At 42.2% G+C, this 25,758-nt stretch carries 22 protein-coding genes, 1 tRNA gene and 2 pseudogenes; 6 read left to right on the top strand and 19 right to left on the bottom strand.

Going from position 1 to position 25,758, the window contains the following annotated elements; all coding sequences use genetic code 11:
- Positions 1 to 13: 13 nt before the first annotated feature.
- The 4 genes from secD to queA form a co-directional block, all read right to left on the bottom strand.
- Positions 14 to 1,870: a protein translocase subunit SecD gene (gene secD, locus VSA01S_RS13210; RefSeq protein WP_083932296.1), complete on the bottom strand. Its 1,857-nt coding sequence runs from the start codon at positions 1,868 to 1,870 to the stop codon at positions 14 to 16.
- A gap of 21 nt (positions 1,871 to 1,891) precedes the next feature.
- The gene (yajC, locus tag VSA01S_RS13205; RefSeq protein WP_039982410.1) at positions 1,892 to 2,230 is read right to left on the bottom strand and encodes a preprotein translocase subunit YajC; all 339 of its coding nucleotides are present in this window, start codon (positions 2,228 to 2,230) and stop codon (positions 1,892 to 1,894) included.
- 163 nt (positions 2,231 to 2,393) lie between these two features.
- Positions 2,394 to 3,527 (bottom strand): tRNA guanosine(34) transglycosylase Tgt, encoded by a 1,134-nt coding sequence (gene tgt / locus VSA01S_RS13200; RefSeq protein WP_039982411.1) that lies wholly within the window; start codon positions 3,525 to 3,527, stop codon positions 2,394 to 2,396.
- A gap of 151 nt (positions 3,528 to 3,678) precedes the next feature.
- A complete protein-coding gene (gene queA / locus VSA01S_RS13195) occupies positions 3,679 to 4,731 on the bottom strand; it encodes a tRNA preQ1(34) S-adenosylmethionine ribosyltransferase-isomerase QueA (RefSeq protein WP_039982412.1) in 1,053 nt (350 codons plus the stop codon).
- A gap of 528 nt (positions 4,732 to 5,259) precedes the next feature.
- On the opposite strand from queA, the gene VSA01S_RS13190 reads away from it, so the two are divergent.
- Positions 5,260 to 5,697 carry a CBS domain-containing protein gene (locus VSA01S_RS13190; RefSeq protein ID WP_039982413.1) on the top strand — a complete coding sequence of 146 codons (438 nt, stop codon included), beginning with the start codon at positions 5,260 to 5,262 and terminating at the stop codon, positions 5,695 to 5,697.
- A gap of 102 nt (positions 5,698 to 5,799) precedes the next feature.
- Here the strand turns inward: VSA01S_RS13190 and aceA are convergent, their stop codons facing one another.
- The 3 genes from aceA to VSA01S_RS13175 form a co-directional block, all read right to left on the bottom strand.
- Positions 5,800 to 7,110 carry an isocitrate lyase gene (gene aceA, locus VSA01S_RS13185; RefSeq protein ID WP_039982436.1) on the bottom strand — a complete coding sequence of 437 codons (1,311 nt, stop codon included), beginning with the start codon at positions 7,108 to 7,110 and terminating at the stop codon, positions 5,800 to 5,802.
- A 136-nt stretch (positions 7,111 to 7,246) separates the two neighbouring features.
- Positions 7,247 to 8,878, bottom strand: coding sequence for a malate synthase A (gene aceB, locus VSA01S_RS13180; protein WP_039982414.1), 1,632 nt, complete (start codon positions 8,876 to 8,878; stop codon positions 7,247 to 7,249).
- 627 nt (positions 8,879 to 9,505) lie between these two features.
- A complete protein-coding gene (locus tag VSA01S_RS13175; protein ID WP_039982417.1) occupies positions 9,506 to 10,411 on the bottom strand; it encodes a hydrogen peroxide-inducible genes activator in 906 nt (301 codons plus the stop codon).
- Between the two features lie 199 nt (positions 10,412 to 10,610).
- On the opposite strand from VSA01S_RS13175, the gene VSA01S_RS13170 reads away from it, so the two are divergent.
- Together VSA01S_RS13170 and VSA01S_RS13165 are read left to right on the top strand one after the other, a co-directional pair.
- Entirely contained in the window at positions 10,611 to 11,219 is a 609-nt protein-coding gene (locus VSA01S_RS13170; RefSeq protein ID WP_009843116.1) for a peroxiredoxin C, read from the top strand.
- A 161-nt stretch (positions 11,220 to 11,380) separates the two neighbouring features.
- The gene (locus tag VSA01S_RS13165; RefSeq protein ID WP_039982418.1) at positions 11,381 to 12,133 is read left to right on the top strand and encodes a copper homeostasis protein CutC; all 753 of its coding nucleotides are present in this window, start codon (positions 11,381 to 11,383) and stop codon (positions 12,131 to 12,133) included.
- Positions 12,134 to 12,146: 13 nt separating this feature from the next.
- Here VSA01S_RS13165 and phoU read toward each other — a convergent pair whose 3' ends face one another.
- The 8 genes and pseudogenes from phoU to phoB form a co-directional block, all read right to left on the bottom strand.
- Positions 12,147 to 12,845: a phosphate signaling complex protein PhoU gene (phoU, locus tag VSA01S_RS13160; protein WP_039982419.1), complete on the bottom strand. Its 699-nt coding sequence runs from the start codon at positions 12,843 to 12,845 to the stop codon at positions 12,147 to 12,149.
- Positions 12,846 to 12,871: 26 nt separating this feature from the next.
- On the bottom strand, positions 12,872 to 13,690 hold the full coding sequence (gene pstB, locus VSA01S_RS13155) for a phosphate ABC transporter ATP-binding protein PstB (protein WP_039982421.1): 819 nt from the start codon (positions 13,688 to 13,690) through the stop codon (positions 12,872 to 12,874).
- Positions 13,691 to 13,692: 2 nt separating this feature from the next.
- Positions 13,693 to 14,796 (bottom strand): annotated as a pseudogene (pstA, locus tag VSA01S_RS13150) (phosphate ABC transporter permease PstA); the annotation flags it as partial.
- Positions 14,797 to 14,915: 119 nt separating this feature from the next.
- Positions 14,916 to 15,366 (bottom strand): annotated as a pseudogene (locus VSA01S_RS20625) (phosphate ABC transporter permease PstA); the annotation flags it as partial.
- A 27-nt stretch (positions 15,367 to 15,393) separates the two neighbouring features.
- Positions 15,394 to 17,598, bottom strand: coding sequence for an ABC transporter permease subunit (locus VSA01S_RS13145; protein ID WP_039982423.1), 2,205 nt, complete (start codon positions 17,596 to 17,598; stop codon positions 15,394 to 15,396).
- A gap of 128 nt (positions 17,599 to 17,726) precedes the next feature.
- The gene (locus tag VSA01S_RS13140; protein WP_039982424.1) at positions 17,727 to 18,692 is read right to left on the bottom strand and encodes a PstS family phosphate ABC transporter substrate-binding protein; all 966 of its coding nucleotides are present in this window, start codon (positions 18,690 to 18,692) and stop codon (positions 17,727 to 17,729) included.
- Positions 18,689 to 19,990 (bottom strand): phosphate regulon sensor histidine kinase PhoR, encoded by a 1,302-nt coding sequence (gene phoR, locus VSA01S_RS13135; protein ID WP_039982425.1) that lies wholly within the window; start codon positions 19,988 to 19,990, stop codon positions 18,689 to 18,691. Before phoR ends, VSA01S_RS13140 begins: the two co-directional genes overlap by 4 nt.
- 38 nt (positions 19,991 to 20,028) lie before the next feature.
- Positions 20,029 to 20,718, bottom strand: a complete 690-nt coding sequence (phoB, locus tag VSA01S_RS13130) for a phosphate regulon transcriptional regulator PhoB (protein ID WP_021710220.1) — start codon at positions 20,716 to 20,718, stop codon at positions 20,029 to 20,031.
- A 255-nt stretch (positions 20,719 to 20,973) separates the two neighbouring features.
- Here phoB and rdgC point away from each other — a divergent pair, with 255 nt between their 5' ends.
- The 3 genes from rdgC (at position 20,974) to VSA01S_RS13110 (ending at position 23,716) form a co-directional block, all read left to right on the top strand.
- On the top strand, positions 20,974 to 21,888 hold the full coding sequence (rdgC, locus tag VSA01S_RS13120; RefSeq protein WP_039982426.1) for a recombination-associated protein RdgC: 915 nt from the start codon (positions 20,974 to 20,976) through the stop codon (positions 21,886 to 21,888).
- A 170-nt stretch (positions 21,889 to 22,058) separates the two neighbouring features.
- Positions 22,059 to 23,459 carry a prephenate-dependent tRNA uridine(34) hydroxylase TrhP gene (trhP, locus tag VSA01S_RS13115; protein WP_039982427.1) on the top strand — a complete coding sequence of 467 codons (1,401 nt, stop codon included), beginning with the start codon at positions 22,059 to 22,061 and terminating at the stop codon, positions 23,457 to 23,459.
- A gap of 2 nt (positions 23,460 to 23,461) precedes the next feature.
- Positions 23,462 to 23,716 carry a YfhL family 4Fe-4S dicluster ferredoxin gene (locus VSA01S_RS13110; RefSeq protein WP_039982429.1) on the top strand — a complete coding sequence of 85 codons (255 nt, stop codon included), beginning with the start codon at positions 23,462 to 23,464 and terminating at the stop codon, positions 23,714 to 23,716.
- A gap of 23 nt (positions 23,717 to 23,739) precedes the next feature.
- Here VSA01S_RS13110 and VSA01S_RS13105 read toward each other — a convergent pair whose 3' ends face one another.
- The 4 genes from VSA01S_RS13105 to VSA01S_RS13090 form a co-directional block, all read right to left on the bottom strand.
- Positions 23,740 to 24,051: a hypothetical protein gene (locus tag VSA01S_RS13105; RefSeq protein WP_039982437.1), complete on the bottom strand. Its 312-nt coding sequence runs from the start codon at positions 24,049 to 24,051 to the stop codon at positions 23,740 to 23,742.
- Positions 24,052 to 24,309: 258 nt separating this feature from the next.
- Positions 24,310 to 25,146 (bottom strand): penicillin-insensitive murein endopeptidase, encoded by an 837-nt coding sequence (gene mepA, locus VSA01S_RS13100; RefSeq protein WP_039982430.1) that lies wholly within the window; start codon positions 25,144 to 25,146, stop codon positions 24,310 to 24,312.
- A gap of 13 nt (positions 25,147 to 25,159) precedes the next feature.
- A complete protein-coding gene (locus VSA01S_RS13095) occupies positions 25,160 to 25,492 on the bottom strand; it encodes a DUF1904 domain-containing protein (RefSeq protein WP_039982432.1) in 333 nt (110 codons plus the stop codon).
- Between the two features lie 159 nt (positions 25,493 to 25,651).
- Positions 25,652 to 25,728 (bottom strand) — tRNA-Trp (locus VSA01S_RS13090).
- Between the last annotated feature and the right edge of the window lie 30 nt (positions 25,729 to 25,758).

Genomic DNA, 25,758 nt, shown 5'->3' with positions numbered 1-25,758 from the left:
ATAATTCCCAGCCTTAGATCGACAGTTTGTTTACACGTTTACCACCGTAAACAAGGTTCACGATACAACGTGTCCCTACAATGGCTGTAAACATAGAAGTCAAGATACCGATTGATAATGTCACTGCAAAACCTTTGACTGCACCTGTACCTACGGCAAATAGGATAATGGCGGTAATCAGCGTCGTAATGTTTGCATCGGCAATGGTACTAAATGCATTCGCATAGCCTTGATGGATAGCTTGCTGTGGGCTACGCCCTTCGCGAAGTTCTTCACGTATTCGCTCAAATATTAGAACGTTTGCATCCACGGCCATACCAACGGTTAAAACGATCCCCGCAATTCCAGGTAAAGTCATGGTCGCTCCAGGAATCATCGACATCACACCGATAATCAGCACCAAGTTAGCCATTAATGCGATGTTAGCAATCAGACCAAAACCACGGTAGTACATTAGAGTAAAGAGCATAACTGCTACCATACCCCAGATACATGCTTGGATACCCATATCGATGTTTTGCTGACCCATTGATGGACCAATAGTACGCTCTTCAACAATTGAGATGGGTGCAATAAGCGCACCTGCACGAAGTAACAAGGCCAAGTTATGTGCTTCTGATGCAGAATCAATTCCTGTTATACGGAAGCTACGCCCGAGTGCAGATTGAATCGTTGCTTGGTTAATCACTTCTTCATGTTTATCAAGAATAACTTTGCCATCCGGAGTACGACGACCACTGTCTTTGTACTCTGCAAATACGGTCGCCATTAGCTTACCAATATTTTTCTTAGAGAATGCCGACATTTTGTTACCACCTTCACTGTCTAGTGAGATGTTTACCTGTGGTCGACCATATTCGTCCGCACTAGAGCTTGCGTCCGTGATGCTTTGACCACCAAGAATAACGCGTTTCTTAAGTACTACTGGACGTCCATTACGATCCATTTTGACTTCACTGCCTGCTGGCGCTCGACCACTGGCCGCAGCTGCAAGATCAGCTTTATCATCCACTTCACGAAACTCTAATGTAGCAGTAGCACCCAATATTTCTTTCGCACGCGCAGTATCCTGCACACCAGGTAGCTCCACAACGATACGGCTGGCGCCCTGACGTTGAACCAATGGTTCAGCAACACCCAGCTCATTCACACGATTACGCAAAATGGTAATATTTTGCTCTACAGCGTAGTTACGGATCTCTTGTAGACGCTGCTCTGTGAATGTTGCAATAAGCGCATAACGCCCGTTAGAACTCGACTCAACGAAATTCATATCCGGGTGGCTCTTTTTCAGCATTGATTTAGCTTGACTAAGTTGCGCTTCATCGCGCAGTAAGACCTCGACACCTTCTTTACCTGAAGGACGAATTGCACGGTAACGAATTTTGGCTTCACGAAGCTCACTTCGGAAAGCTTCTTCTTGTTGGCCAACCAATTTTTCCATAGCGGCGTCCATGTCCACTTCCATTAAGAAGTGAACACCACCACGTAGATCTAGACCTAATTTAAGTGGTGAAGCACCAATAGCCTCTAACCAATCCGGTGTTGATGGCGCGAGGTTCAAAGCAACAATTTTATCTTTACCAAGCGCTTCACTGATAATATCACGCGCACTAATTTGAGTGTCGGTATCATTGAAACGAACAAGGATTGAACCATCTTCTAGTGCAATGGATTTATAAGAAAGATGCTCTTCATCGAGAGCATGGGTGACAGCATCCAGCGTTGACATATCTACAGAGGCGCCACGCGCCCCTGTAACTTGAATAGCCGGATCTTCACCGTAGATATTTGGAAGTGCGTACAACGCAGCGGTGATGATGGCCAAAAATACCATCAAGTACTTCCATAAAGGATAACGGTTTAGCACAGCGAGGATCCTTAAGCCGTTTTATAGAGATTTAAGCGTGCCCTTAGGAAGCACTGCTGTAACGAAGTCTTTCTTAATAATAATTTCATTACTATTGTTTAATTCAATAGAAATAAAATCGTTATCTTCAGCAACTTTAGTGATTTTACCCACAATACCGCCGCTAGTTAGCACTTCATCACCTTTACCCATGGAGGACATTAGGTTTTTGTGCTCTTTCGCTCGCTTTGCTTGTGGTCGGTAAATCATGAAGTAGAAAATCACAGCAAACATACCAAGCATGATCAACATTTCAAAACCACCACCTGCTGGTGCTACTGGTGCAGCTTCTGCTGCTGCGTGTGCCTGAGAAATAAACATTAAGACATCCTCATTAGAGTTATTAATAAAAAACAATTTAAACTTAACACATCAAGATTCAAGCTTGAAACTCATGAATAGCGATCATTCATCCCAAAAATCATATGTATTAACCCTACTATATTCACAAAAGCCTTTGGTAATTTACCAAAGGCTTTTATTTTTACGCTTTACTTAGCGGTGGAACTTCACGGTCACGACGAGCATAAAACTCCGCAACAAATTCATCAAAGCGATCTTCGTCAATTGCGTTACGAATACTTTCCATTAAACGCTGGTAATAGCGTAAGTTATGAATCGTATTCAAGCGAGCACCCAAAATTTCGTTACAACGCTCCAGATGATGAAGATATGCTTTGCTGTAGTTCTGGCAAGTGTAACAATCACAATGTGGATCAAGCGGTGTCGTATCTGTTTTATGCTTCGCATTACGAATCTTGATTACCCCACCTGTGACAAACAGATGACCATTACGAGCATTACGGGTTGGCATTACGCAGTCAAACATGTCAATGCCACGACGAACACCTTCAACTAAATCTTCAGGCTTACCCACTCCCATCAAGTAACGAGGTTTATCTTCAGGTAATTGAGGACAAGTATGCTCAAGAACTCGGTGCATGTCTTCTTTTGGTTCACCAACAGCCAGACCACCTACAGCATAACCGTCAAAGCCAATTTCAGTCAGGCCCTTGACAGAAACATCACGTAAGTCTTCGTAAACGCCACCTTGAACAATACCAAATAAATTATTTGGGTTTTCTAGCTTATCAAAGTGGTCACGTGAACGTTGAGCCCAACGTAACGACATTTCCATTGATTTCTTGGCTTCATCATGAGTTGCAGGGTATGGCGTACATTCATCAAAGATCATTACGATATCAGAGCCTAAATCTTTTTGGATTTCCATCGACTTTTCAGCATCCATAAAGATTTTGTCGCCATTTACCGGATTACGGAAATGTACTCCTTTCTCTGTAATAGTACGCATGCTCCCCAAACTGAATACTTGGAAGCCACCTGAATCAGTCAAAATTGGACCTTGCCAATTCATAAAGTCATGCAGGTCACCATGCATTTTCATGACCTCCTGACCTGGGCGTAACCAAAGGTGAAAAGTGTTACCTAACAGGATTTCGGCTCCTGTTCCTTTCACTTCTTCTGGTGTCATCCCTTTAACTGTGCCATATGTACCAACAGGCATAAATGCTGGTGTTTGTACTGTACCACGTTCAAAAGTTAATTGACCGCGACGCGCAACACCATCTTTCTTTTTAAGATCGAACTTTAATTTCACCTTACCTCCGGATGTCAGAGAAACAATCTGACAATATGTTCGGTTTAAACCTTATCTAGGAGTGGTCGCTATTCCTTGCGAAAAATACAACTCAACAGTTTTATTTTCTAGCTTACTACTAGCACTCGGAAACAATTACAACTAGCTAATGCTAGCTTATCTTCTTTTTGATGAACATTGAGTCACCATATGAGAAAAAGCGATATTTATTCTTCACAGCATGTTGGTAAGCATTCATAGTATTATCATACCCAGCAAATGCACTCACTAACATAATCAGAGTGGATTCTGGCAAATGGAAATTGGTGATTAAGCAATCAACTAATTGATATTCATAACCCGGAAAAATAAAGATTTCAGTATCATCAAAGAATGGGACTAGCTCCGTTCCATTTTTCAAAGCACTTTGTGCCGCACTTTCTAATGAACGAACAGATGTAGTGCCGACAGCAATAATACGCCCACCACGTGCTTTAGTCGCACGAATCGCATCAATCACTTCTTGTGATACTTCCACATATTCTGCGTGCATATGATGATCATTGATATTATCCACTTTCACAGGTTGGAATGTACCGGCACCAACATGAAGAGTTACATAAGCAAACTCGGCACCTTTAGCCTTGATATTTTCAAGCAATTCGTCATCAAAATGAAGTCCTGCCGTAGGTGCTGCGACCGCACCCGGCTTTTGGTTATACACGGTTTGATAACGCTCTTTGTCTGAATCTTCATCTGGACGATCAATGTAAGGAGGCAATGGCATATGGCCAATTTCTTCCAAAATATCTAAAACCGTTTTGTCAGATTCAAACTTCAACTCAAATAAAGCATCGTGACGTGCAACCATTTCTGCTGAGTATTCATCATTCTCACCCAGCAAAACTGTTGAGCCTGGTTTTGGCGATTTAGAGCAACGGACATGGGCCAAAATACTTTTATCATCCAGCATGCGCTCCACCAACACTTCTAACTTACCGCCGGAAGCTTTCCGGCCAAACATTCGTGCTGGAATTACGCGAGTGTTATTGAAGACGACTAAGTCTCCCTCTTGCACTTGAATCAATACATCGGTGAAGGTGCCATCTACGAGCTCACCTGTATTACCATCCATTTGTAAAAGCCGGCTTGCCGTTCGCTCAGGTTGAGGGTAACGAGCGATAAGTTCATCTGGAAGGTCGAAATGAAAATCTGATACTTGCATGTTATGGTCTTATCTATTGTTCAAGTTACGCCATAAATGGCGATAAAATTCGGGCTAGTTTTTCGCAGCAGACTAGTATATGTCGACATACTGCAATAGCAAGCAAATACCCCTAATATTGACCATAAACCTTGGTTTGAGCAACAAATGCCTCTTCGATTTGGTTGGTCATTTATTTTTTTATAAAAAACACTGCAACAAAGACTTTTAAACCATCAAAGTATATTTTTTCATAATCAACCTGACCAAAAGACATGCATCTCTCCGAAGATTGTAACGCAAAGTAGAAAGAAAAAGTGGATAAATGAAACTACCAGTTTGATCCAGATCTAATCTTAATACTTAAGTACTGAAAAAGGCTTAAGTGTGAAATTATTAGAGCAAATGTTTTCTATATTTAGGGATATACCCAAATGGCTTCAAACCCTCCAGTCAGTGTCGTGTACTGATTTGAGAAACGCGAAGACAATCTCATTGAACTCAACATTTGTGTTTTTTGAGTACAAAAGCATACCGTTGGAGGTCTTTATGATAAAAGTTGAAGATATGATGACTCTCAATCCACACACCTTATCTCAAACACACACATTACATGATGCAAAAGATATGATGGATACATTGGATATTCGCCATATCCCTATTATTGATAATCACCACCACTTGCAAGGCTTAATAACTCAGCGTGATATTTTAGCTGCTCAAGAATCTAGCTTATCCCCTATTAATGCCCAACATTCTTATACTCTCGATACTCCTCTTTGCGAGGTTATGCATACAAGCCTTATAACTGTTGACCCTAAAGCGGGATTAAAAGAAAGTGCGATGCATATGCAAAAGCATAAAGTCGGTTGCTTACCTGTAGTAAATAAAAATCATTTAGTCGGGATAATAACGGACACGGATTTTGTCGCGATAGCTATTAATTTACTCGAACTACAAGAAGAAATCGATGCTAATGAGTTTTAAGTTAACTAAATGTTATACCTAAATAACTTCAAAATAAGTAATGTCTGGCGGTTATACATACAATGAGAGTGGCTAAATCACCACTCTCATTATTTGAGGAAGTTAGAATTGATCTTCTTCCGTTGAGCCTGTAAGTGCAGTCACCGAAGAGTTCCCACCTTGGATAGTATTGGTCATTTTATCAAAATACCCCGTCCCTACCTCTTGCTGGTGTGCCACAAACGTATAGCCTTTTTCCGCCGCCTCAAACTCCGGACGTTGAACTTTTTCAACGTAATGACGCATACCTTCACCCTGTGCATATGCATGTGCTAATTCAAACATGTTAAACCACATATTATGAATACCGGCGAGTGTAATAAATTGGTATTTGTACCCCATGTCGGCGAGTTCCTGCTGAAACTGAGCAATCGTCTGCGCATCTAAATTCTTCTCCCAATTGAATGAGGGCGAGCAATTATAAGCGAGTAATTGATCGGGATATTGCGCATGGATGGCTTCTGCAAATTGGCGCGCTTCTTCCAAGCATGGTTTAGCCGTCTCACACCAAATCAGATCTGCATAAGGGGCGTATGCCAAGCCACGTGATATTGCTTGTTTTATTCCTGCACGCACACGATAAAAACCTTCAGCCGTTCGTTCCCCTTCAATAAAATCTTTATCATAAGGATCACAGTCCGATGTCAACAAATCTGCGGCATTGGCATCGGTGCGAGCAATCACCAATGTTGTCGTTCCAGCAACATCAGCAGCCAAGCGAGCAGCAACTAATTTTTGCACCGCTTCTTGAGTGGGAACCAACACTTTTCCGCCCATATGACCACACTTTTTCACCGAGGCCAGTTGATCTTCAAAATGCACTCCAGCGGCGCCCGCTTCAATCATTGACTTCATCAACTCATAAGCATTTAAAACGCCACCAAAACCCGCTTCCGCATCCGCAACAATCGGTAAGAAATAATCAATTCCACCTTCCTCATTTGGTGTTTTACCCGCTGACCACTGGATCTGATCCGCACGGCGAAACGCATTATTAATGCGTTTAACAACAGAAGGAACAGAGTCAACTGGATAGAGAGATTGATCAGGGTACATCGTCGAGGCAGTGTTGTTATCCGCTGCAACTTGCCAGCCAGAAAGATACACCGCTTCGATACCCGCTTTCGCTTGTTGAACAGCTTGACCACCGGTGAGCGCTCCTAAACAATTTACATAACCTTTTTTGGCACTGCCATTGACCAAGGACCAAAGTTTGTCTGCTCCTTGTTGAGCTATGGTATTAGCAGGTACGATTGAACCTCGCAATTCGACCACTTCAGCGGCTGTATAAGGACGTTTAACGTTTTTCCAGCGTGGGTTTTCAGCCCAATCTTTCTCTAAAGCTTCTATTTGTTGGCGACGAGTTAAGTTCATCATGATTCTATCCCTCTATTATTCATGTACTTTCAAATATGAATGAGTTATTCATCTCAAAGGCAGTACACTCTTAATCTGCCAGCACTGTGCTTAAACAAAGACCCAATCCACACTTGCGCAATGAGTGGTAAAGTTACTCGGTTAAATAGTCATACCCAGGTACGGTTAAAAAATTGGTCAGTTCATCACAAGTCGTCAGTTGCAGCATCAGTTGTGCGGCTTCTGCAAATCTCCCCATTTGATAACGGTGCTCACCAATCTCATGTTTAACCACATCGATTTCTTGATTAAGATATTGCTCAAACAGTGAACGCGTAACGAGCAAGCCGTTGTCCAAGTGTTTTTCATGTTGGATCCATTGCCATATTGACGCTCTTGAGATTTCAGCCGTTGCAGCATCTTCCATCAATCCATAAATAGGCACGCAGCCGTTACCGGAAATCCAAGCTTCGATATATTGCAATGCCACTCGAATATTGTGTCGCATACCTTGTTCAGTTCGCTGACCTTCACAAGGTTCTAACAAGTTTTCTGCTGTGATGGGCTTATCTCCAGAACGACAAACATCCAATTGATGGGTTCGTTTACCGAGGACCGAGCTAAAAACTTCCATTGCAGTGTCAGCCAAACCAGGATGTGCAACCCAAGTGCCATCGTGGCCATTTTGAGCTTCCAATAACTTGTCGGTGCGAATTTTATCCAGTACTTGCTGGTTTTCTTGAGGATCTTTTACAGGTATTAAAGCCGCCATCCCGCCCATCGCAAACGCCCCGCGTCGATGGCACGTTTTGATTAATAAACGCGAATAAGCGTTCAAAAATGGCGTATCCATGGTGACGACTTGACGATCAGGCAGAATACGATCAGGAAATTTTTTCAACGTTTTGATATAACTAAATATGTAATCCCAACGACCGCAATTTAGGCCAACAATATGTTCTTTTAATGAAAACAATATCTCATCCATTTCAAACACAGCAGGTAGAGTTTCAATCAAGACTGTTGCCTTAATTACCCCTGTATCCAAACCAAAATAATCTTCAGTAAAATGGAACACTTCACTCCACCATTTAGCTTCATGGTAGGATTGCAATTTAGGCAGATAAAAATAAGGGCCACTGTTCTTCTTCAATAGAGCTTGATAGTTATTAAAGAAATAAAGTGCAAAGTCAAATAGTGCGCCGGGAATAGGTTGCTCATTCCAAACAACGTGCTTTTCTTTAAGGTGTAAACCACGGACTCGACAAATTAATACTGCCGGATCTTCTCTTAATTGATAATGTTTGCCGTTGGCTGGATTGATATAACTAATTGTACCATTAACGGCATCACGTAAATTCAACTGCCCATCGAGTAACTTTTCCCAAGCGGGAGACATGGAATCTTCGAAGTCTGCCATAAAGACTTTTACATTAGCATTCAAGGCATTGATGACCATTTTACGATCTGTGGGGCCTGTAATTTCCACCCTGCGATCTTGTAGATCGTCGGGAATCCCTAAGATCTTCCAGCTCCCTTCGCGGATATCTTGAGTTTCTGATAAAAAGTTGGGTAATTCACCAGCATCGATTCGAGCTTGTGTTTGTTCTCTTATCGCTAATAGGGCATCAACACGGTTTGCGTATTGTTCACAAAGAACGGATAAGAAAGCCAGAGCTTGCTCAGAGCATATTACCTGATGTTCCTCTGTCAGCTTACCAACAACCTTGAAGCTTTTCTTATCAATGTCTGTTGAAAGTTGTTCTTGTTTTTTCTGAGCCAGCATAATTATTTACCTTAATGATATTAATTAATAAGTCGCCATCAGCCACAGTTAACACTTGTAAATAAAGAACATCAAAAACCAAAAAATAAATTATTAAAAGCAAAGCGTTTCACGCCTATATCCCATTCCTTTTAATGTTCTTATTTTTATATGTAACTCTTTTAAACCTCTTAAATAATCTATATCAATGCTTCAGGAAGTGAAAGCGAGAAAGCAGGTAAAATAGAAATTCGGAGTTTTATGCCGATAAAAGTAAGTGATTGATTTTTTAAAGACAGCGAAAAATAATTACGTAATAAAGCAACAGAAAAAACACAAGAAAAATATAAAAACAAACAATGTAAAAAATAATATTGATCGGCTAAGGCAAGTAAAAGAACAACAATACCAAATATCAAGGCGGGAGAAGTTAAGTCGTATTCAAGTAAAATTAACAGTGTGAAATTTCACAATTTTATGAAAACACCATCCAATTTAATCTGTAAAATTTCACAGGTTAAACTTTACCATCAGAATAAAGTGCTAGGAATCTTTAAAAAAATAGCATATACCCAAGTGAACTAAAACTACTGACTCAGAGCAACAGTGTAATCTCACTGAGTCACTACAGGAGGATAATAAAGCGCATTAAAGTAGTTCAGAAAGTAACTCTGCTAATTGATTGAAGGTTTTGGTACGTGCCGCATTCGGCCTCCAAACCAAGCCGATATTACGATAAGCTTGTTGTCCAGGTGGATCAATCACGACCAAATTCTGATTATGTAATAGTCCATGATCAATCGCCATTTGAGGGATAAATGTGGTCCCTAAGCCATTCGCCACCATTTGAACTAAGGTATGCAAGCTGGTCGCTGTAAATGGGTTGATTTTATCTCTCTCAGTAAGCTGGCAAGCAGAAACAGCATGCTCGGTTAAACAGTGCTCTTTTTCTAATAGATACACCGATTCATTGGGCAAGTCAGCGTAGCAAATAGGTACAGAAATAGAGTCGGCTTGATGTGCACTGATTACCATACGAAAAGGATCCTTACCAACAATACAACTTTCCATTCCTTCAATGTCGACAGGCAAGGCAAGAATTAACACATCAAGTTCACCATGCCGTAAAGCCTGCAATAAATTATTGGTCGTATCTTCCCTAAGCAATAGAGTTAATTGAGGGAAACGTCCATTAATCACTTGGACCAAATCACACAATAAAAAAGGGGCAATAGTTGGAATACAGCCTACTCTAAGCTGACCTTGCATTTCATCGCCTTGGCATATTCGGCCTAATTCTAACAAATCTTGGCCTTTAGCCAGCAGTTCTCTGCCATGTCGCACGACCATTTCACCAGCTTGAGTGAAAACTAATGGACTCTTTTTATCCTTTTTTTCGTAAAGTGGACAACCAATGAGTTCTTCAAGGTTTTGTATTCCTTTACTTAGCGTTGACTGGCTGACAAAACAACGTTCTGCAGCTTCGCTAAAATGCCTAGTTTCATACAATGTGACCAAGTAGTGGAGCTGTTTTAAGCTGGGCCATTTATTCATAATGTTTTGTCATCTAATGTCGCTATCAAGGTAAACGTTTAACGTCATTTTTTTATCGTTTTTTTCGATTAACTTAATCTATTTATTTCGCTTTTTTCAATACTACAGTTTGTAATATAGTTTGTCTCGTACAAACACGGATCAAACCGAAATAACTCAAACCGGTTTGAAACTAACCATACTTTTTAGGAGCAAAAAAATGGTACTAGTAGGTCGTCAAGCCCCTGACTTTACTGCAGCAGCAGTTCTAGGTAACGGTGAAATCGTTGATAACTTCAACTTTGCTGAATTCACAAAAGGTAAGAAAGCTGTTGTATTCTTCTACCCACTAGACTTCACTTTCGTTTGCCCATCAGAGCTAATCGCATTCGACAACCGTCTAGCTGATTTCCAAGCTAAGGGTGTTGAAGTAATCGGTGTTTCTATCGATTCTCAGTTCTCTCACAACGCATGGCGTAACACTGCTATCGAAGATGGCGGTATCGGTCAAGTTAAATACCCTCTAGTTGCTGACGTTAAACACGAAATCTGTAAAGCGTACGATGTTGAGCACCCAGAAGCAGGCGTTGCTTTCCGTGGTTCTTTCCTAATCGACGAAGACGGTCTAGTACGTCACCAAGTAGTAAACGATCTTCCTCTAGGTCGTAACATCGACGAAATGCTACGCATGGTTGATGCGCTTAACTTCCACCAGAAGCACGGCGAAGTATGTCCTGCACAATGGGAAGAAGGTAAAGCAGGTATGGACGCATCTCCAAAAGGTGTTGCAGCGTTCCTATCTGAGCACGCAGACGACCTAAGCAAGTAATTGCTCTATCTTTCTCTTTCTAAAAAAGGAGGAAGGTAATATGCAAACATTTGGTTTAATCTGCTGCTTGCATTCATAGATACAAATTTTAAGTCCAGAGCTTGCTCTGGACTTTTTTCGTTTTCATCGACTTTCTTTTAAACTCGTTAGGTAAACTATTCATGCAACTTGAAGTTTGTATCGATAACATTGAATCTCTTCATAATGCCATTGCAGGTGGAGCAACCCGCATCGAACTCTGTTCATCTCTTGCTTTAGGTGGATTAACACCAAGCTATGGCTTTATGCAACAGGCAGGCAAACTGTCTACCGTTCCCATCTACGCAATGATCCGCCCACGACAAGGTGACTTTTTCTATTCTGAACAAGAGATTGAAACGATGCTCATCGATATTAAAGCTGCGAAACAAGCTGGCTTAAATGGCGTCGTCTTCGGTGTATTAACTCAAGATGGGCACGTACATATCCCCTTCACCAGAACTTTATGCGAACTGGCACAACAACTCGGCCTTGGGGTAACTTTCCATCGAGCATTTGACCAATGCTGTAACGCTCAAACTGCTCTAGAGGAAATCATCCAATTAGGTTGTGAGCGAGTCCTTACTTCAGGTTTAGCCTCCTCGGCTTACCAAGGAGTTGCTCAGATAAAAGCCTTGGTCAAACAGGCTAACAGTAGAATATCTGTTATGGCTGGATCTGGAATAAATGCAGAGAATGTAGGACAGCTAATTCGCTCTACTCAAGTGAAAGAAATTCATCTTTCAGGTAAAATCGAGCGTCCAAGCAAAATGACGTTTATCGCTGAGCAAAGTAAAATGGGCGCAGATGACGTGGATGATTTCTCGATTCCGGTAACAAGCCGTGATCGTATCGCCCAAGTATCATCAGCAATAACGCGAAACGATGATTCTTAGCGCTAACCAGTGTTTATTTCAGAAAATCATCGATACTTTGCTCCCCCAAATGGCGGACATCTTTACCTTTAACAAAGTAGATAATGTATTCACAAATATTTTGGCAACGGTCACCTACACGCTCAATCGCACGGGCTGACCACATGACCTGAAGGATATGAGGAATATTTTTCGGGTCTTCCATCATATAAGTCATTAATTGACGTATCACGGCTTCATATTCGGCATCCAGTTTATCATCCAACTTATAAACGGCTGCGGCTGCTTCAACATCCATTCGTGCGAAGGCATCGAGAACTTGGTGTAACATATGAATGGCCTGACGGCACAGTGGCTCAAGCGATACTTGGAATTTGCGCTCTTTTGAAGAAGTACTGCTAATAGCCACATCAGCGATACGAGCCGCAACATCACCAATACGCTCCAAATCGGTAATGGTTTTGATGATCGCCATAATTAAACGTAAATCTTTTGCCGTTGGCTGACGCTTAGCAATAATCCGAGTGCAAGCCTCATCGATAGAGACTTCCATTGCATTGACTTTATGATCATCTGCGACGACTTGATGAGCAAGTTCAATATTTTCATTGTGTAATGCTTCAATAGCAAAAGACAACTGCTGCTCAACCAACCCTCCCATAGTTAACACATGAGTTCGAATGGATTCCAGTTCAACATTAAATTGTCCCGATATATGACGCCCAAATTGCATAGTTTTCCTCTGTAACGACATGTCATTTAGCCGTAACGACCAGTAATGTAATCTTCCGTTTGCTTTTTCATCGGGGAAGTGAAAATTGAATCTGCATCTGAATATTCAACCAACGCACCCATATGAATAAAAGCAGTATGATCGCTAACGCGGGCTGCCTGTTGCATGTTATGAGTAACGATGACCACAGTGTATTGCTTTTTTAGTTCATTAATAAGCTCTTCGATCGTCAAAGTTGATATTGGGTCCAATGCAGAAGTAGGTTCATCCAGCAAAAGAACTTCTGGCTCAATCGCAACGGCTCGAGCAATAACTAAACGCTGCTGCTGCCCACCCGATAATCCAAATGCATTCTCATGCAAACGATCTTTTACTTCATCCCAAAGTGCGGCCGCACGTAAAGAGCGTTCGACAGCATCATCCAACATACGGCTGTTCTTAACCCCCTGCAATCGTAGTCCATAAACCACGTTTTCATAAATCGATTTTGGAAAAGGGTTCGGCCTTTGGAAAACCATTCCAACGCGGCGACGTAAAGTGGCAACATCCACATTAGGATCATAAACATTCTTTCCATATAGATTGACTTTTCCACTGACTCGGCAGCCTTCAACTAAATCATTCATTCGGTTAATGCAGCGGAGGAGTGTCGACTTTCCACACCCCGATGGGCCAATAAATGCCGTCACTCGTCCTTTAGGAATACGCATGGATACATTGTGTAATGCCTGAGTCGAGCCATAGAAAAGATTAAGCGCCTCAATCGATATCGCCGTTTGTTCATCGGTCAAATTATGAACATCTAATGGCGGTTCATACCCCAAAGAGTCATTAAAGTTAAACATGCTTAATCCTGTCCTAAAGTCCTGTATTTTTCTCGTAAGTTATTGCGAATACTGATGGCGGTTAAGTTTAGGCCCACAATGACAGTCACAAGCAAAAACGACGTTGCGTATACCAACGGGCGTGCTGCTTCTATGTTGGAAGTTTGAAATCCAACGTCATAGATATGAAAGCCCAAATGCATGAACTTTCTTTCTAAATGCACATAGGGGAATTGCCCATCAACAGGCAAACTTGAAGCAAGCTTAACCACACCAACTAGCATCAGTGGCGCCACCTCACCGGCAGCGCGAGCAACCGCTAATATCAACCCAGTAATAATAGCAGGGGTTGCCATTGGTAAAATAACCCGCCAAAGAGTTTCAAATTGCGTCGCCCCCAATGCCAATGAAGCATGCCTCACCGAAGTGGGAATTCTTGTTAATCCTTCTTCTGTTGTCACAATAACCACCGGTAACGTCAGTAAGGCCAAGGTTAAAGCTGACCATAATAAGCCCGGCGTACCAAATGTCGGAGCAGGAAGTTGCTCAGCATAAAAAAGGTTATCGACTGAAGCCCCTATGGTATAAACAAAAAAGCCTAGACCAAACACACCATAAACAATTGAAGGAACCCCTGCCAAGTTGATAACAGCAATACGGATAATGCGTGTTAAACCATTGTTTTTGGCATATTCATGCAGGTAAATTGCCGCAATCACGCCGAGAGGCATGACGATAATAGACATGATAATAACCATGAATACCGTACCAAATATTGCAGGAAAAACGCCCCCCTCAGAGTTGGATTCTCTTGGCGCTTCTGAAAGAAACTTCCATACCTGTTTTGACCAGTGAACCGCTTTCTCCGTCCAAGACATTTGATTTGGGTACCAGTAATCCAAAATGTCGCTCAGGGGAATTTCAACTTTCTTATCCGTCATGTCCGTAACAATCAAAACATCACTCGATAATTCTTGGCGCAGTTTTTCTAACTGCTCATTCAGTGAAGCAAGCTCTTGCTCAATCTGTATTTTTTGTTGTTCATAGCCTGCCAAACGCTCGGCAGTCAATGTTCCGTTTAACTCATGTTTACGTTGCTTTAACCTCAATTGCTCTAGCTGCCAGCCTAATTTTTTTACTGGATGATTCACTAACCATGCAATATCAGCACGCAATTGATGAGCTTTCTTCAGTTTATTATTAATTAAACTAGCCATATCACTTGTATAACGCTGATGGCCAGATTGAAAAGCAACCGGTTTACCAAAAAAATACCCGCCGCTACTGCGCTCGATCACGGCCCAATCAACGGGCGTGGTAGGTTCATCCAGTTGGAAGCTTAAAACGGATATAAAGTCAGCAGGATACAACTCACGATTGGCAATTTTTATGCTGAGTCTGGTTGCAAATTCCTCATCTTCATCAAGTTTACTTGCCGTTTCTTTCGGTAAATAGCTTCTAGGGACAAAGCTACGTTCGTAAATCTGTCCAATTAATATTGAATGTCTAGGTAACACCTCACTCTGTACAGAGGATAGCTCCGTCACATTCCACTGATAAAGCGGAGCAGGCCAAAAGTAAGTAAGCCCTTTCCAGCCAATCAATAACAGCAGGCCGAGTATCGACAGTAAACTGATACTCACTGCGCCTCCCGTCAGCCAAATCCAAGGCGCTCCTGAACGCACCCAATTTAACATGCGCATACTCGCTTAATGATAAATTCACTACAAAGCACGATATTTCTCTCTCAACCTTTGTCTTACCCATTCCGCCAGAGCATTGACCGCAAAGGTAAAGATAAACAAAATCAAAGCGGATAAAAATAAAAGACGGTAGTGAGTGCTGCCTACCTCCGACTCTGGTAGCTCAACGGCAATGGTCGCGGACAAGCTGCGTAAGCCCTCTAATATGTTCCAATCCATTAGCGGTGTATTACCTGTCGCCATTAAAACGATCATGGTTTCACCCACCGCTCGGCCAAAGCCCATCATAATAGCAGAGAAGATGCCTGGACTTGCGGTCAAAAGTACCACATGAATTAATGTTTGCCATGGCGTTGCCCCTAATGCCAGTGAACCATCAGACAAATGTTTAGGCACCGAAAAGATGGCGTCCTCTGCAATGGTAAAAATCGTTGGTATAACAGCAAACCCCATTGCGAGACCAACTACAAGGGCATTACGTTGATCAAACCCAATACCATGTTCGGTCAAAAATAGGCGTATATCACCGGAAAAAAAAGTATGTTCAAGCAACGGAGAGAGCCAAACTCCACCAGCAGCAACCATTAAGATGAATGGAATTAATATCAATGCATGCCACCCATTAGGCAAGCAGTGACGGACTTTAGCAGGCATTAAGGCCCAAACACCTCCAACAGCCATAGTGCTGATAGGTAACAGAATCAATAGGACGAATACCGCAATCAAGTGATCCTCAATAATTGGAGCTAACCACAACCCAGCTAAAAAACCAATGATAACCGTTGGGAGCGCTTCCATTAATTCGATAGAAGGTTTTACGACTCGGCGCATCTGTGGAGACATAAAGTAAGCGGTATAAATCGCACCGAGCACCGCAATAGGGATAGAAAATAACATCGCAAATAATGCTGCTTTGATCGTCCCAAATGCAATCGGCACTAAGCTCAGTTTTGCCTCAAAATCATCACTAGCAGAAGTCGACTGCCAGACAAATTCCGCTTCAGGGTAACCTTCATACCACACTTTGTTCCACAAAGAAGAGAAGGATATCTCTGGATAAGGGTTATCAATCACAGCAACGCTCAATTCATCATTCAACCATGTGATTAAGAACCGTTCATTATTCGACATCGCCGCCATTACGGGCGCTTGCTTATAAGCACGCTGAAACAGAGCTAATTTTTCACTCGTCGTATAATGGCTTTGCAACGTACCATTGGTATAAAAACTGAAAAAACCCTTTCGATGAGTATCTGGCAAGATATATTTGAGCTCAGACGCGAGCTTGAAATCACGAATATGAGTTAAAGTGCGCTTGTTCTGCTGTAGAGTGTCGAACCATTGTGATACCTGCCCCTTATCATCGGTGACTAATAATGAATAGGCGCCAGCCAACAAGTCGATGGTTTTAATCGAACGCTCTGTATCACCTTGAACTAAATCCACCACTTCCCGAACTAAAAACCGATGTTCTTGCTTAGTTAAAATGACCAGTTCAGAACGGTAACGTAAATATAAAAGCTCACTATTTGGAGTCAGTAGGATTTGATCTGGGTTATCCAAGCCAGAAGGAAAAAGAAAATTGATGGTCTTGGGCGGTCGATTCAAAACATGCTCGTCTTGCCAACGAGCGTGTAACTGACCATTTTTTGTCAGCCATACTATCGTTGGTACTGACTGATCAACACTAAACGCAAAGTCTGTAACTGGATTAGTCGGTTCGGTGAGTGTCAGATCGATCTTCGAGGGCAGTAAAACAACTTCTGGTAATCGAACGTTCTCTCTTAAAGTCGCATTAAACTCTGGTTTAAAAAGGTGTGCTTTGCCCTTTGCATCAACGAATCCCATCCATCCGGCTTCTCCTGATGATTGAGCAAACGCCACTGGATGAGTCGCAATCTGTTGTTGATAGAGTACTGGTGCATTAGGTTTATCGATAGGAAGAAAGCGTATCTCTCCTGACGGCGTCAATACAAAGCCAATTTGGGCATAATCATCAATACCAATCGCTAAAGGCTGTCCACCAAGCGTCACACGTGAAGCATGATTGGTGTCTATTTTTGCATCCGAGAATAAAGGAACCACCACAATCGCAAGGTAAATAAAAATTAATACCAACGCCGCTAATACACTCATTCCTCCTGTCGTGACTGCAAAGCGAACTAAACGATCTTTTACTTGTCGCTTTTTGTCTCTTTCTTGCAAGGAGAATTCGGCTTGTGCCATTGCTCTATCTACCTGTTGAACTGTGCTTAAAAATAGGTCATTTAAATGACAATTATATTACAGAGTACACTAAACACCTGAAAAGAATACAAGACCTTACAAAGTAAGCCTCAAATAACAACTTAGTATTAGCGTGGTTCTAGACCTACTTTATGTAATTCTTGCTCTGCAAAACTCGCTGTGATGGGTACGTACCCATCTTTAGCAACTAAGGCTTGTCCTTGAGCAGAAAAAATAAAGCGAATAAATTCAGCCTCAATCGGACTGAGTGGTTTATCAGGGTCTTTATTAACATACACATATAAATAACGCGATAAAGGATAGCGACCAGAAAGAATATTCTCGCGTGTTGGGCGGACGTAATCTTGCCCTGACTTCGCAATCGGAACCAATCGTACACCAGCGACTCGATATCCAATGCCAGAATAGCCCACCCCACTAATGGTTGATGCTACAGACTGAACAACAGAAGCAGAACCTGGTTGTTCATTCACACGAGTTTTGAAGTCACCACCACAAAGTGCATTACTTTTAAAATAACCATAGGTCCCCGAAACCGAATTACGACCAAATAATTGTAAATTTCGCTCGGACCAATCGGATTCAATACCCAACTGACGCCAATTGGTAATAAACTGGCTTTCACCGCAACGTAATGTGGCCGAAAACATGGCATCAATTTGGTGAAAATTTAAACCTTTTATCGGGTTGTCTTGATGAACAAAAATCCCAATAGCATCAATTGCGACACGTAAGGCAGTCGGCTTATAACCATGTACCTTCTCAAATGCCTCAACTTCACGCATACGCATAGCGCGACTCATGGGGCCAAATTGAGCGGTGTTTTCTGTTAATGCTGGAGGCGCCGTGGACGAACCTGAAGCCTGTATTTGAGCATTGATATTAGGATAGATAGATTCAAACTTTTCCACCCAAAGGCTTGTCATGCCGGCTAATGTATCTGAGCCAACCGACAACAAATTACCCGCCACCCCCGTCGTCGGTTGATAAGGCGCAGGAAGGTTTTCTTCTTGTGCTAAAGCCGAGCAAGACCATAACAAAGCGATGGCCAGTAGCGCTCTAACAGGGCTCATGATTTAACCACAAGGCGGTTTGGTAATATGAATGAAAATTGACTGCCTACCCCAACTTCACTGTGAATATCCAAATGAGAATCGTGATGGCTTAAAGCATGTTTGACGATTGCTAAACCTAAACCACTTCCCCCAGTATCTCGTGAACGAGCTTTGTCCACTCGATAAAAACGCTCTGATAAGCGATGGATATGATGAGCCTCAATACCATCACCACTGTCTTCCACTTCTAAACAAGCACCCTCGGAACTTTGATACCAACGAACTTCGATCTTGGCTCCGGGGGGAGTGTATTTGACAGCGTTGTACACCAGATTAGATATTGCGCTACGAAGTTGGTCTTCATCTCCTAATACACATAAATTTCTATCAATTTCAAACGTTAATTGGTGGTGCGCATCACCACTGAGGCTCACCGCCTCCTTTTCTAGGATCGCCAGCATGTTAGGGACATTGACGACTTCTTCCAGTTCATGAATTGGCGCAGCTTCAATTTTTGACAACGTAAGAAGTTGATTAACCAAACTGTTCATACGATTCAACTGCTCCATCATGACAGCATGAGCCTTAGACCACATCGGCCCAACCAGCATATCTGGGTCTTCTGTCATTTCAAGATAGCCTTGTAAAACCGTCATAGGCGTTCGTAGTTCATGGGAAACGTTGGCAAAAAAGTTTCGTCTCATCCCTTCAAGCTGAGTCAATTGGGTCACATCGCGGACAACCATGAGATGTTCTCCTTGGGTGTAGGGAACAATTCGCAGTTCCAACATTCGTTCAGCATTAAGTGGAGAGCGCATTTCCAATGGCTCGGAAAAGTCTTTGTCATTGAGAAATTTAATAAAGTCCGGTGTTCGAATGAGGTTGGATATCGGTTGACCTGCATCTTCAGGCCAGTGAAAACCTAATAAATATTGCGCCAATTTGTTACACCAAACAATATTCCCTTCCGCCCGAAAAACTACGACAGCATCTGGCAGAGATTCCGCACCATTGCGAAAGCGTCGAATCAAAGTGGTTAACTCTTTTCTTTTTTTTCGTTGGCGCTGTTGTAAACGGTACAAGCCGTTAAAAAGTGCCTCCCAATGACCACGCCCAGATGGAGGTGTCAAACGCCTTTCATCCCACAGCCATGCTGATAAGCGCATTTGGTTGTGTAAATGCCAGCCAAGCTGCAACGCAGTGGCAATCAATAGCATCCAAGACAAATATCCAGTCGCCCAACCAATAAGAACCCAGGGCATGTAAAAAAAAGCCAGCTCCCAAGCTAGCCTTTTCCACGTTAATCTTTTAACCACAAACGACTCCAGACGATAGGCTGCAATCTCTGTCCAAGCTATGCTTTTGTTGAAAAGCGATAACCTGCTCCACGGACAGTTTGAATGAATTTATCATGCTCATTCCCCTCAAGTGCTTTACGCAAACGACGAATATGGACATCCACGGTTCGGTCCTCAACATACACGTTGGTTCCCCAAACGTTATTGAGTAACTGCTCTCGACTATAAACACGCTCTTGGTGAGTCATAAAAAAGTGCAGCATTTTAAATTCTGTTGGCCCCATATCCACCGCTTGATCATTGGCTGTGACTCGGTGAGAAACCGGATCAAGCTTGAGCCCTTGAACATCAATCACATCTTCAAGAGCCGTGGGGGTAACACGGCGGATGACTGCTTTCAAGCGGGCGACTAGCTCTTTAGGAGAAAAAGGCTTAGTAATATAATCATCGGCACCGACTTCCAGCCCTCTCACTTTATCTTCTTCTTCACCACGTGCTGTGAGCATCACAACCGGAATATTTTTTGTGAGGTCCTCACGCTTCATGTGTTTAATAAAGTTAATGCCACTTCCACCTGGTAGCATCCAATCTAGCAAGACTAAATCTGGAAATGGTTCTGCTAATTTCGTTACCGCAGCATCATAATCTTCGGCTTCGATAGCCTGATAACCTTTTTGTTCAAGTACGAAGCACAGCATCTCACGAATTGGCGCTTCATCTTCAACAACCAGAATCCTTCTAGACATAATTGAATAACCCTATTTTAAGTTTTGCTAGTAAATGACCAGGCCTAACGCCTCTTTATGCACCAATATTATTACCAGCAATTATGACACTTTTGTGACTATTGCAAACAAATTTTCACATAACACTAATTGACTACTCACTCTGTATTTATCGAGTCATGTTTGTGCATTTTCTATTTGTGAGTAATTCTCTTGGGACATTCGGAAAAAAATTCCATATCATTGAACTCCTGTCATCAAGCCTAGAGAAAATTTATGTGGTTTAAAAACTGTCTGGTATACCGTGTTAACCGTGAAGTTAATTTCAATGCAGACCAACTTGAGACTCAACTTAGCGAGTTTAAATTTACCCCTTGTGGAAGCCAAGACAAACAAAAATTTGGTTGGGTGAGTGCGATGGGTAAAAACGGCGACATGATGACACACGTGTCCGAAAACAATATTCTCATTTGCGCTAAAAAAGAAGAGAAGATGCTACCAGCATCCGTGATAAAAGATTCGTTGAATGCAAAAATTGAAGCAATGGAAATGCAAGAAGGTCGTCCACTAAAAAAGAAAGAAAAAGACAACCTCAAAGACGATATTATTATGGATCTACTGCCTCGAGCATTTAGCCGCAGTAGCCATACTTATGTGCTCATCATGCCAAAAACAGGATTTATCCTTGTCGATGCAAGCAGCTACAAAAAAGCAGAGGATGTATTAGCATTACTGCGCAAAACGATGGGCAGCCTTCCTGTTATACCAGCGATCCCAGAAACCGCCATCGAAACCACCCTGACTGAATGGGTGAAGACAGGGGAAACTCCGCAAGGTATTGCCATGATGGATGAAGCAGAACTTAAGTCTCTATTAGAGGAAGGCGGAATCATACGCTGTAAAAAGCAAGAGTTAATAACCGATGAAATTCGCAATCACATAGAAGCAGGCAAAGTCGTAACAAAACTGGCGTTGAACTGGCAAGACCGCATCGAGTTTATCATGACAGAAGACGCTGGTATCAAACGTCTTAAATTCTCTGATGAATTAAAAGATCAAAATGATGATATTCCACGTGAAGACAGAGCCGCACGATTTGATGCAGACTTTTCTCTCATGTGTGGTGAATTCAGTGCATTCCTGCCTAATTTATATGAGTCTCTAGGTGGCCTACCAAACCCTAATGCTTAAAGGCTACTGAACAAAGTTCAATCACAACACCCTCACTTTTTTTGAGGGTGTTTTTCTCTCTGAGCTATAATTCCCCTAGTCACAAGTCACATTTTGGCGTAAAATTTGCGCCCCATTTCCACTTGGTGGAACTGACCTGATTTGTGATCAGACAACAAGAGAATAGAGCAATGACAACAGAGAAAAAGTTCACCCCCGAGCTACTGTCTCCCGCGGGAAGCCTGAAAAATATGCGTTACGCATTCGCCTATGGTGCTGATGCCGTCTATGCTGGCCAACCTCGTTACAGTCTTCGTGTACGTAATAACGAGTTTAATCATGAGAACTTAAAAATTGGTATCGACGAGGCTCATGCTTTAGGCAAAAAACTGTATGTTGTTTGTAATATCCAACCGCACAACTCAAAACTAAAAACATTTATTCGTGACCTGAAACCTGTTGTAGAAATGGGGCCAGATGCTTTAATCATGTCTGATCCTGGCTTAATTATGATGGTAAGAGAAGCTTTTCCAGAGATGCCAATTCACCTCTCTGTTCAGGCAAATGCAGTAAACTGGGCAACTGTGAAGTTTTGGGCGGCAAATGGTATTGAGCGTGTGATTGTCTCTCGTGAACTCTCTTTAGAAGAAATCGAAGAAATCCGTGAACATTGCCCTGAAACAGAACTAGAAGTCTTTGTTCATGGGGCACTGTGCATGGCCTACTCTGGTCGTTGTCTCTTATCTGGTTACATGAACAAACGAGATCCTAACCAAGGTACATGTACCAATGCTTGCCGTTGGGAATACAATGTAGAAAAAGGAAAGGAAGACGAAGCTGGCCAAATTGTTGAACAGTTTGATCCAAAACAAGCTCAAGCGATTGAAGTTCAAAAGGATCGTCCTGAAACAACCATTGGCCGTGGTAAGCCCACTGACGAAGTTGTCCTACTTTCAGAAAGCCATCGCCCAGAAGAGAAGATGGCAGCATTTGAAGACGAGCATGGTACTTACATCATGAACTCTAAAGATCTTCGTGCTGTTCAACATATAGAAAGGCTGACAAAAATAGGCGTCCACTCAATGAAAATCGAAGGACGTACAAAGTCATTCTACTATTGCGCTCGAACAGCCCAAGTCTACCGCAAAGCGATTGATGACGCTGTAGCAGGAAAGCCATTTGACCAAAGCCTCATGGGCACTCTAGAGAGTCTTGCTCACCGAGGTTACACGGAAGGCTTCCTTCGCCGTCATACTCATGACAGCTATCAGAATTACGATTATGGCTACTCGGTATCAGATTCTCAGCAGTTTGTTGGAGAGTTCACAGGTAAACGCCGTGGCGATCTTGCTGAAGTAGAAGTAAAAAACAAGTTCCTAGTTGGGGATAGCCTCGAACTTATGACGCCAAAAGGTAATGTAGTCTTCACATTAGAAACCATGGAAAACCGTAAATCTCAGTCCGTTGACGATGCAAAAGGTAACGGCCATTTTGTCTTTATTCCAGTCCCACAAGATATGGACCTAGAATACGGACTATTAATGCGAAACCTAAACACGGGCCAAGATACGCGAAACCCGACAGGTAAGTAAATATGGCACTTCTCATTACCGATAAATGCATAAACTGCGATATGTGTGATCCAGAATGTCCCAATGGAGCCATCAGCATGGGTGAAAGCATTTTTGAGATTGATCCAAATTTATGTACGGAATGTAAAGGCCACTATGAAAAGCCGACCTGTCAGTCTGTGTGCCCTATTACCAAATGCATCATCACTGACCCCAATAATGTCGAAACGGAAGAGCAACTGCTAGAAAAGTTTGTCATTATTCAAGGGTTAGCATAAAAAAAGCCCAGTCAAAACTGGGCTTAGTCCATAGGGTCGCTGCTTGGCAATATTTTGCAAAAGAGTTCTTTTTCAAAGTGATGCCCTAGTTTCTCACGCCAATTTTCTACATGAACAATGGGTAATAAGTAAAAATATTCTCTGCTGGTATCTGTGACAAAAGCCATCTTGTATTTCATCAACTCATAATGCACATCATTGATAAAGCTAGGGTCTAAACGCTGACGCCCTGTTAATTGGTTTAGATCATGTCGAGTAAAAAACACACCTGCTTGATCGTTACTAAATCGACACTTTAACCAATCAGCAAATTCTTTTGCGCAAATCATTGTCATGACCATATCCAGTATTGGCATATTTCATTGTCGTGCGATTTAACTTATACCAAAGTAACCACCCATTCCGTATTAGCAAGTCCTATATTCTCAGAGAATTTAAAAGACAAAAAAGGCTCAACATAGGTTGAACCAAATTACATCAACAGCTTTTTTGCTACTGAATAGCACATTAAAAACCTGATAGATATTAAATGTAGTCCATAATGACATTTTTATCAAAAGTGATAATTCCAAAGGCTGACTCATCTAAACAAATTATTCAACAGGTATAATCTCTGAACACTTATCAGGTAGCACTTTTTTAGGTTTCGGTTTAGGTATGGTATTTTTAATAACTTTATTAGGTATTAAGGTTGGTTTAGGCTGCCAACTTTCAAGTTCCCTCCCGCACCCATCTCCTGCAGGTGGAGGGCTTTGTTCAATACAGTTAGAACTTGATGTCGGACATTTTAGCCGAACATGAAAATGATAATGGTGTCCCCACCATGGGCGTATTTTTCGCAGCCAATCTCTGTTTGAAGAACTTTCTTGTGCACATAACTGCTGCTTTATTACTGGATGAACAAAAATTCGTGCCACATCATCTTGGGAGGCGGTATAGCGAATCAGTTCAAAATGACGAGGATCCCAGTTTTTATCCAGTATTCGATAGTTTTTAAGATCAACAACACTGAGGGGCCTCGGTATCTTTAACTCATTATCCGACAAAGGAACGTCTGCTAACCTAAGCCAAATATCAATGTCCAAACCAGTTTGATGACTAGAATGACCGGAAGAAAAACGCCCTCCACGAGGCAATGACATATCACCAATCAGCAGGTGAGTATCGAGATCTTGTTGAGCTTTTTTTCCAAGTTTCAGCAAAAATGTAATTGCATTAGGGTGGCCATAATATCGTCGAGTTTGACTACGGAGTACCTGATAACCCATCCCTTGCAAGGGTAAAGCTTGCGCACCATCTAAACAACCATTTGCGTAACTACCGATCGAAGCTGAGGAATTGATTGTGGGCTCCGAGGCTTGCTCCCATAACGTAGCAAAAACAGAGGAGGAAAATAGAACGCCCAACCAGACTAATACTCTCAAATTCATCAGCTGCTCACTCTTAGTAATGATCACCGTTATCATAGTAGGCATTTGGGTTAAGTGCTGAGAAAATGACAGCAACATCGATATCGCTCCCCACTAACCCACGAACATGCTGTGTAATAATTTTGGCCGCAGCATCTTGTGTTTTCTGGCCGCGATCAAACCACAGAACTTCGACAAAAGGGTACGCCAGACTTGGCTGCCCTTCACCAAAGAAAGTGCTCTCGATGTATTCAAAAGTAAAGTCTTCACGTGGACATTCCATTAAAGGTTGCAAAGTTTCAACAAGTATTTCTGATAACGCTTGGACTGTTTGTTTTTCTACAGCTCGGAAACGAAGGTGTGGCATAAATAACTTCCGGTTTTAACTTAATCAAGCCAAGATCATATCAGGAACGAAAGGGGGAATCACTTACTCTAGGAAAGTTCTGCGAAACGATAACAGATACAGCCATTTGCTGGACTTAGTATGAAAAAGCCCCGACACTGCTGTCGAGGCTTTATAAGGTGGCAGGGGTGGAGAGATTCGAACTCCCAACACGCGGATTTGGAATCCGCTGCTCTGCCAATTGGAGCTACACCCCTGTGGTTTCGTTTTTATTGAGACGACTCTCG

The organism is Vibrio sagamiensis NBRC 104589 (genome assembly GCF_007990935.1).
Classification (GTDB): domain Bacteria; phylum Pseudomonadota; class Gammaproteobacteria; order Enterobacterales; family Vibrionaceae; genus Vibrio; species Vibrio sagamiensis.
Note: the sequence above shows the minus strand (reverse complement) of the source record. Positions and strands in the feature narration are given on the sequence as shown.

Bases quoted from the DNA above. Each gene is read 5' to 3' on its own strand.
- VSA01S_RS13175 (WP_039982417.1), bottom strand. From the start codon at position 10,411: ATGAATAAATGGCCCAGCTTAAAACAGCTCCACTACTTGGTCACATTG.
- VSA01S_RS13095 (WP_039982432.1), bottom strand. From the start codon at position 25,492: ATGCCACACCTTCGTTTCCGAGCTGTAGAAAAACAAACAGTCCAAGCG.
- VSA01S_RS13110 (WP_039982429.1), top strand. From the start codon at position 23,462: ATGGCACTTCTCATTACCGATAAATGCATAAACTGCGATATGTGTGAT.
- VSA01S_RS13105 (WP_039982437.1), bottom strand. From the start codon at position 24,051: ATGACAATGATTTGCGCAAAAGAATTTGCTGATTGGTTAAAGTGTCGA.
- aceB (WP_039982414.1), bottom strand. From the start codon at position 8,878: ATGCTGGCTCAGAAAAAACAAGAACAACTTTCAACAGACATTGATAAG.
- mepA (WP_039982430.1), bottom strand. From the start codon at position 25,146: ATGAATTTGAGAGTATTAGTCTGGTTGGGCGTTCTATTTTCCTCCTCT.
- trhP (WP_039982427.1), top strand. From the start codon at position 22,059: ATGACAACAGAGAAAAAGTTCACCCCCGAGCTACTGTCTCCCGCGGGA.
- queA (WP_039982412.1), bottom strand. From the start codon at position 4,731: ATGCAAGTATCAGATTTTCATTTCGACCTTCCAGATGAACTTATCGCT.
- pstB (WP_039982421.1), bottom strand. From the start codon at position 13,690: ATGTTTAACTTTAATGACTCTTTGGGGTATGAACCGCCATTAGATGTT.
- yajC (WP_039982410.1), bottom strand. From the start codon at position 2,230: ATGTTTATTTCTCAGGCACACGCAGCAGCAGAAGCTGCACCAGTAGCA.
- VSA01S_RS13165 (WP_039982418.1), top strand. From the start codon at position 11,381: ATGCAACTTGAAGTTTGTATCGATAACATTGAATCTCTTCATAATGCC.
- VSA01S_RS13140 (WP_039982424.1), bottom strand. From the start codon at position 18,692: ATGAGCCCTGTTAGAGCGCTACTGGCCATCGCTTTGTTATGGTCTTGC.
- phoU (WP_039982419.1), bottom strand. From the start codon at position 12,845: ATGCAATTTGGGCGTCATATATCGGGACAATTTAATGTTGAACTGGAA.
- VSA01S_RS13145 (WP_039982423.1), bottom strand. From the start codon at position 17,598: ATGGCACAAGCCGAATTCTCCTTGCAAGAAAGAGACAAAAAGCGACAA.
- VSA01S_RS13170 (WP_009843116.1), top strand. From the start codon at position 10,611: ATGGTACTAGTAGGTCGTCAAGCCCCTGACTTTACTGCAGCAGCAGTT.
- phoB (WP_021710220.1), bottom strand. From the start codon at position 20,718: ATGTCTAGAAGGATTCTGGTTGTTGAAGATGAAGCGCCAATTCGTGAG.
- aceA (WP_039982436.1), bottom strand. From the start codon at position 7,110: ATGAACTTAACTCGTCGCCAACAAATAGAAGCTTTAGAGAAAGATTGG.
- rdgC (WP_039982426.1), top strand. From the start codon at position 20,974: ATGTGGTTTAAAAACTGTCTGGTATACCGTGTTAACCGTGAAGTTAAT.
- VSA01S_RS13190 (WP_039982413.1), top strand. From the start codon at position 5,260: ATGATAAAAGTTGAAGATATGATGACTCTCAATCCACACACCTTATCT.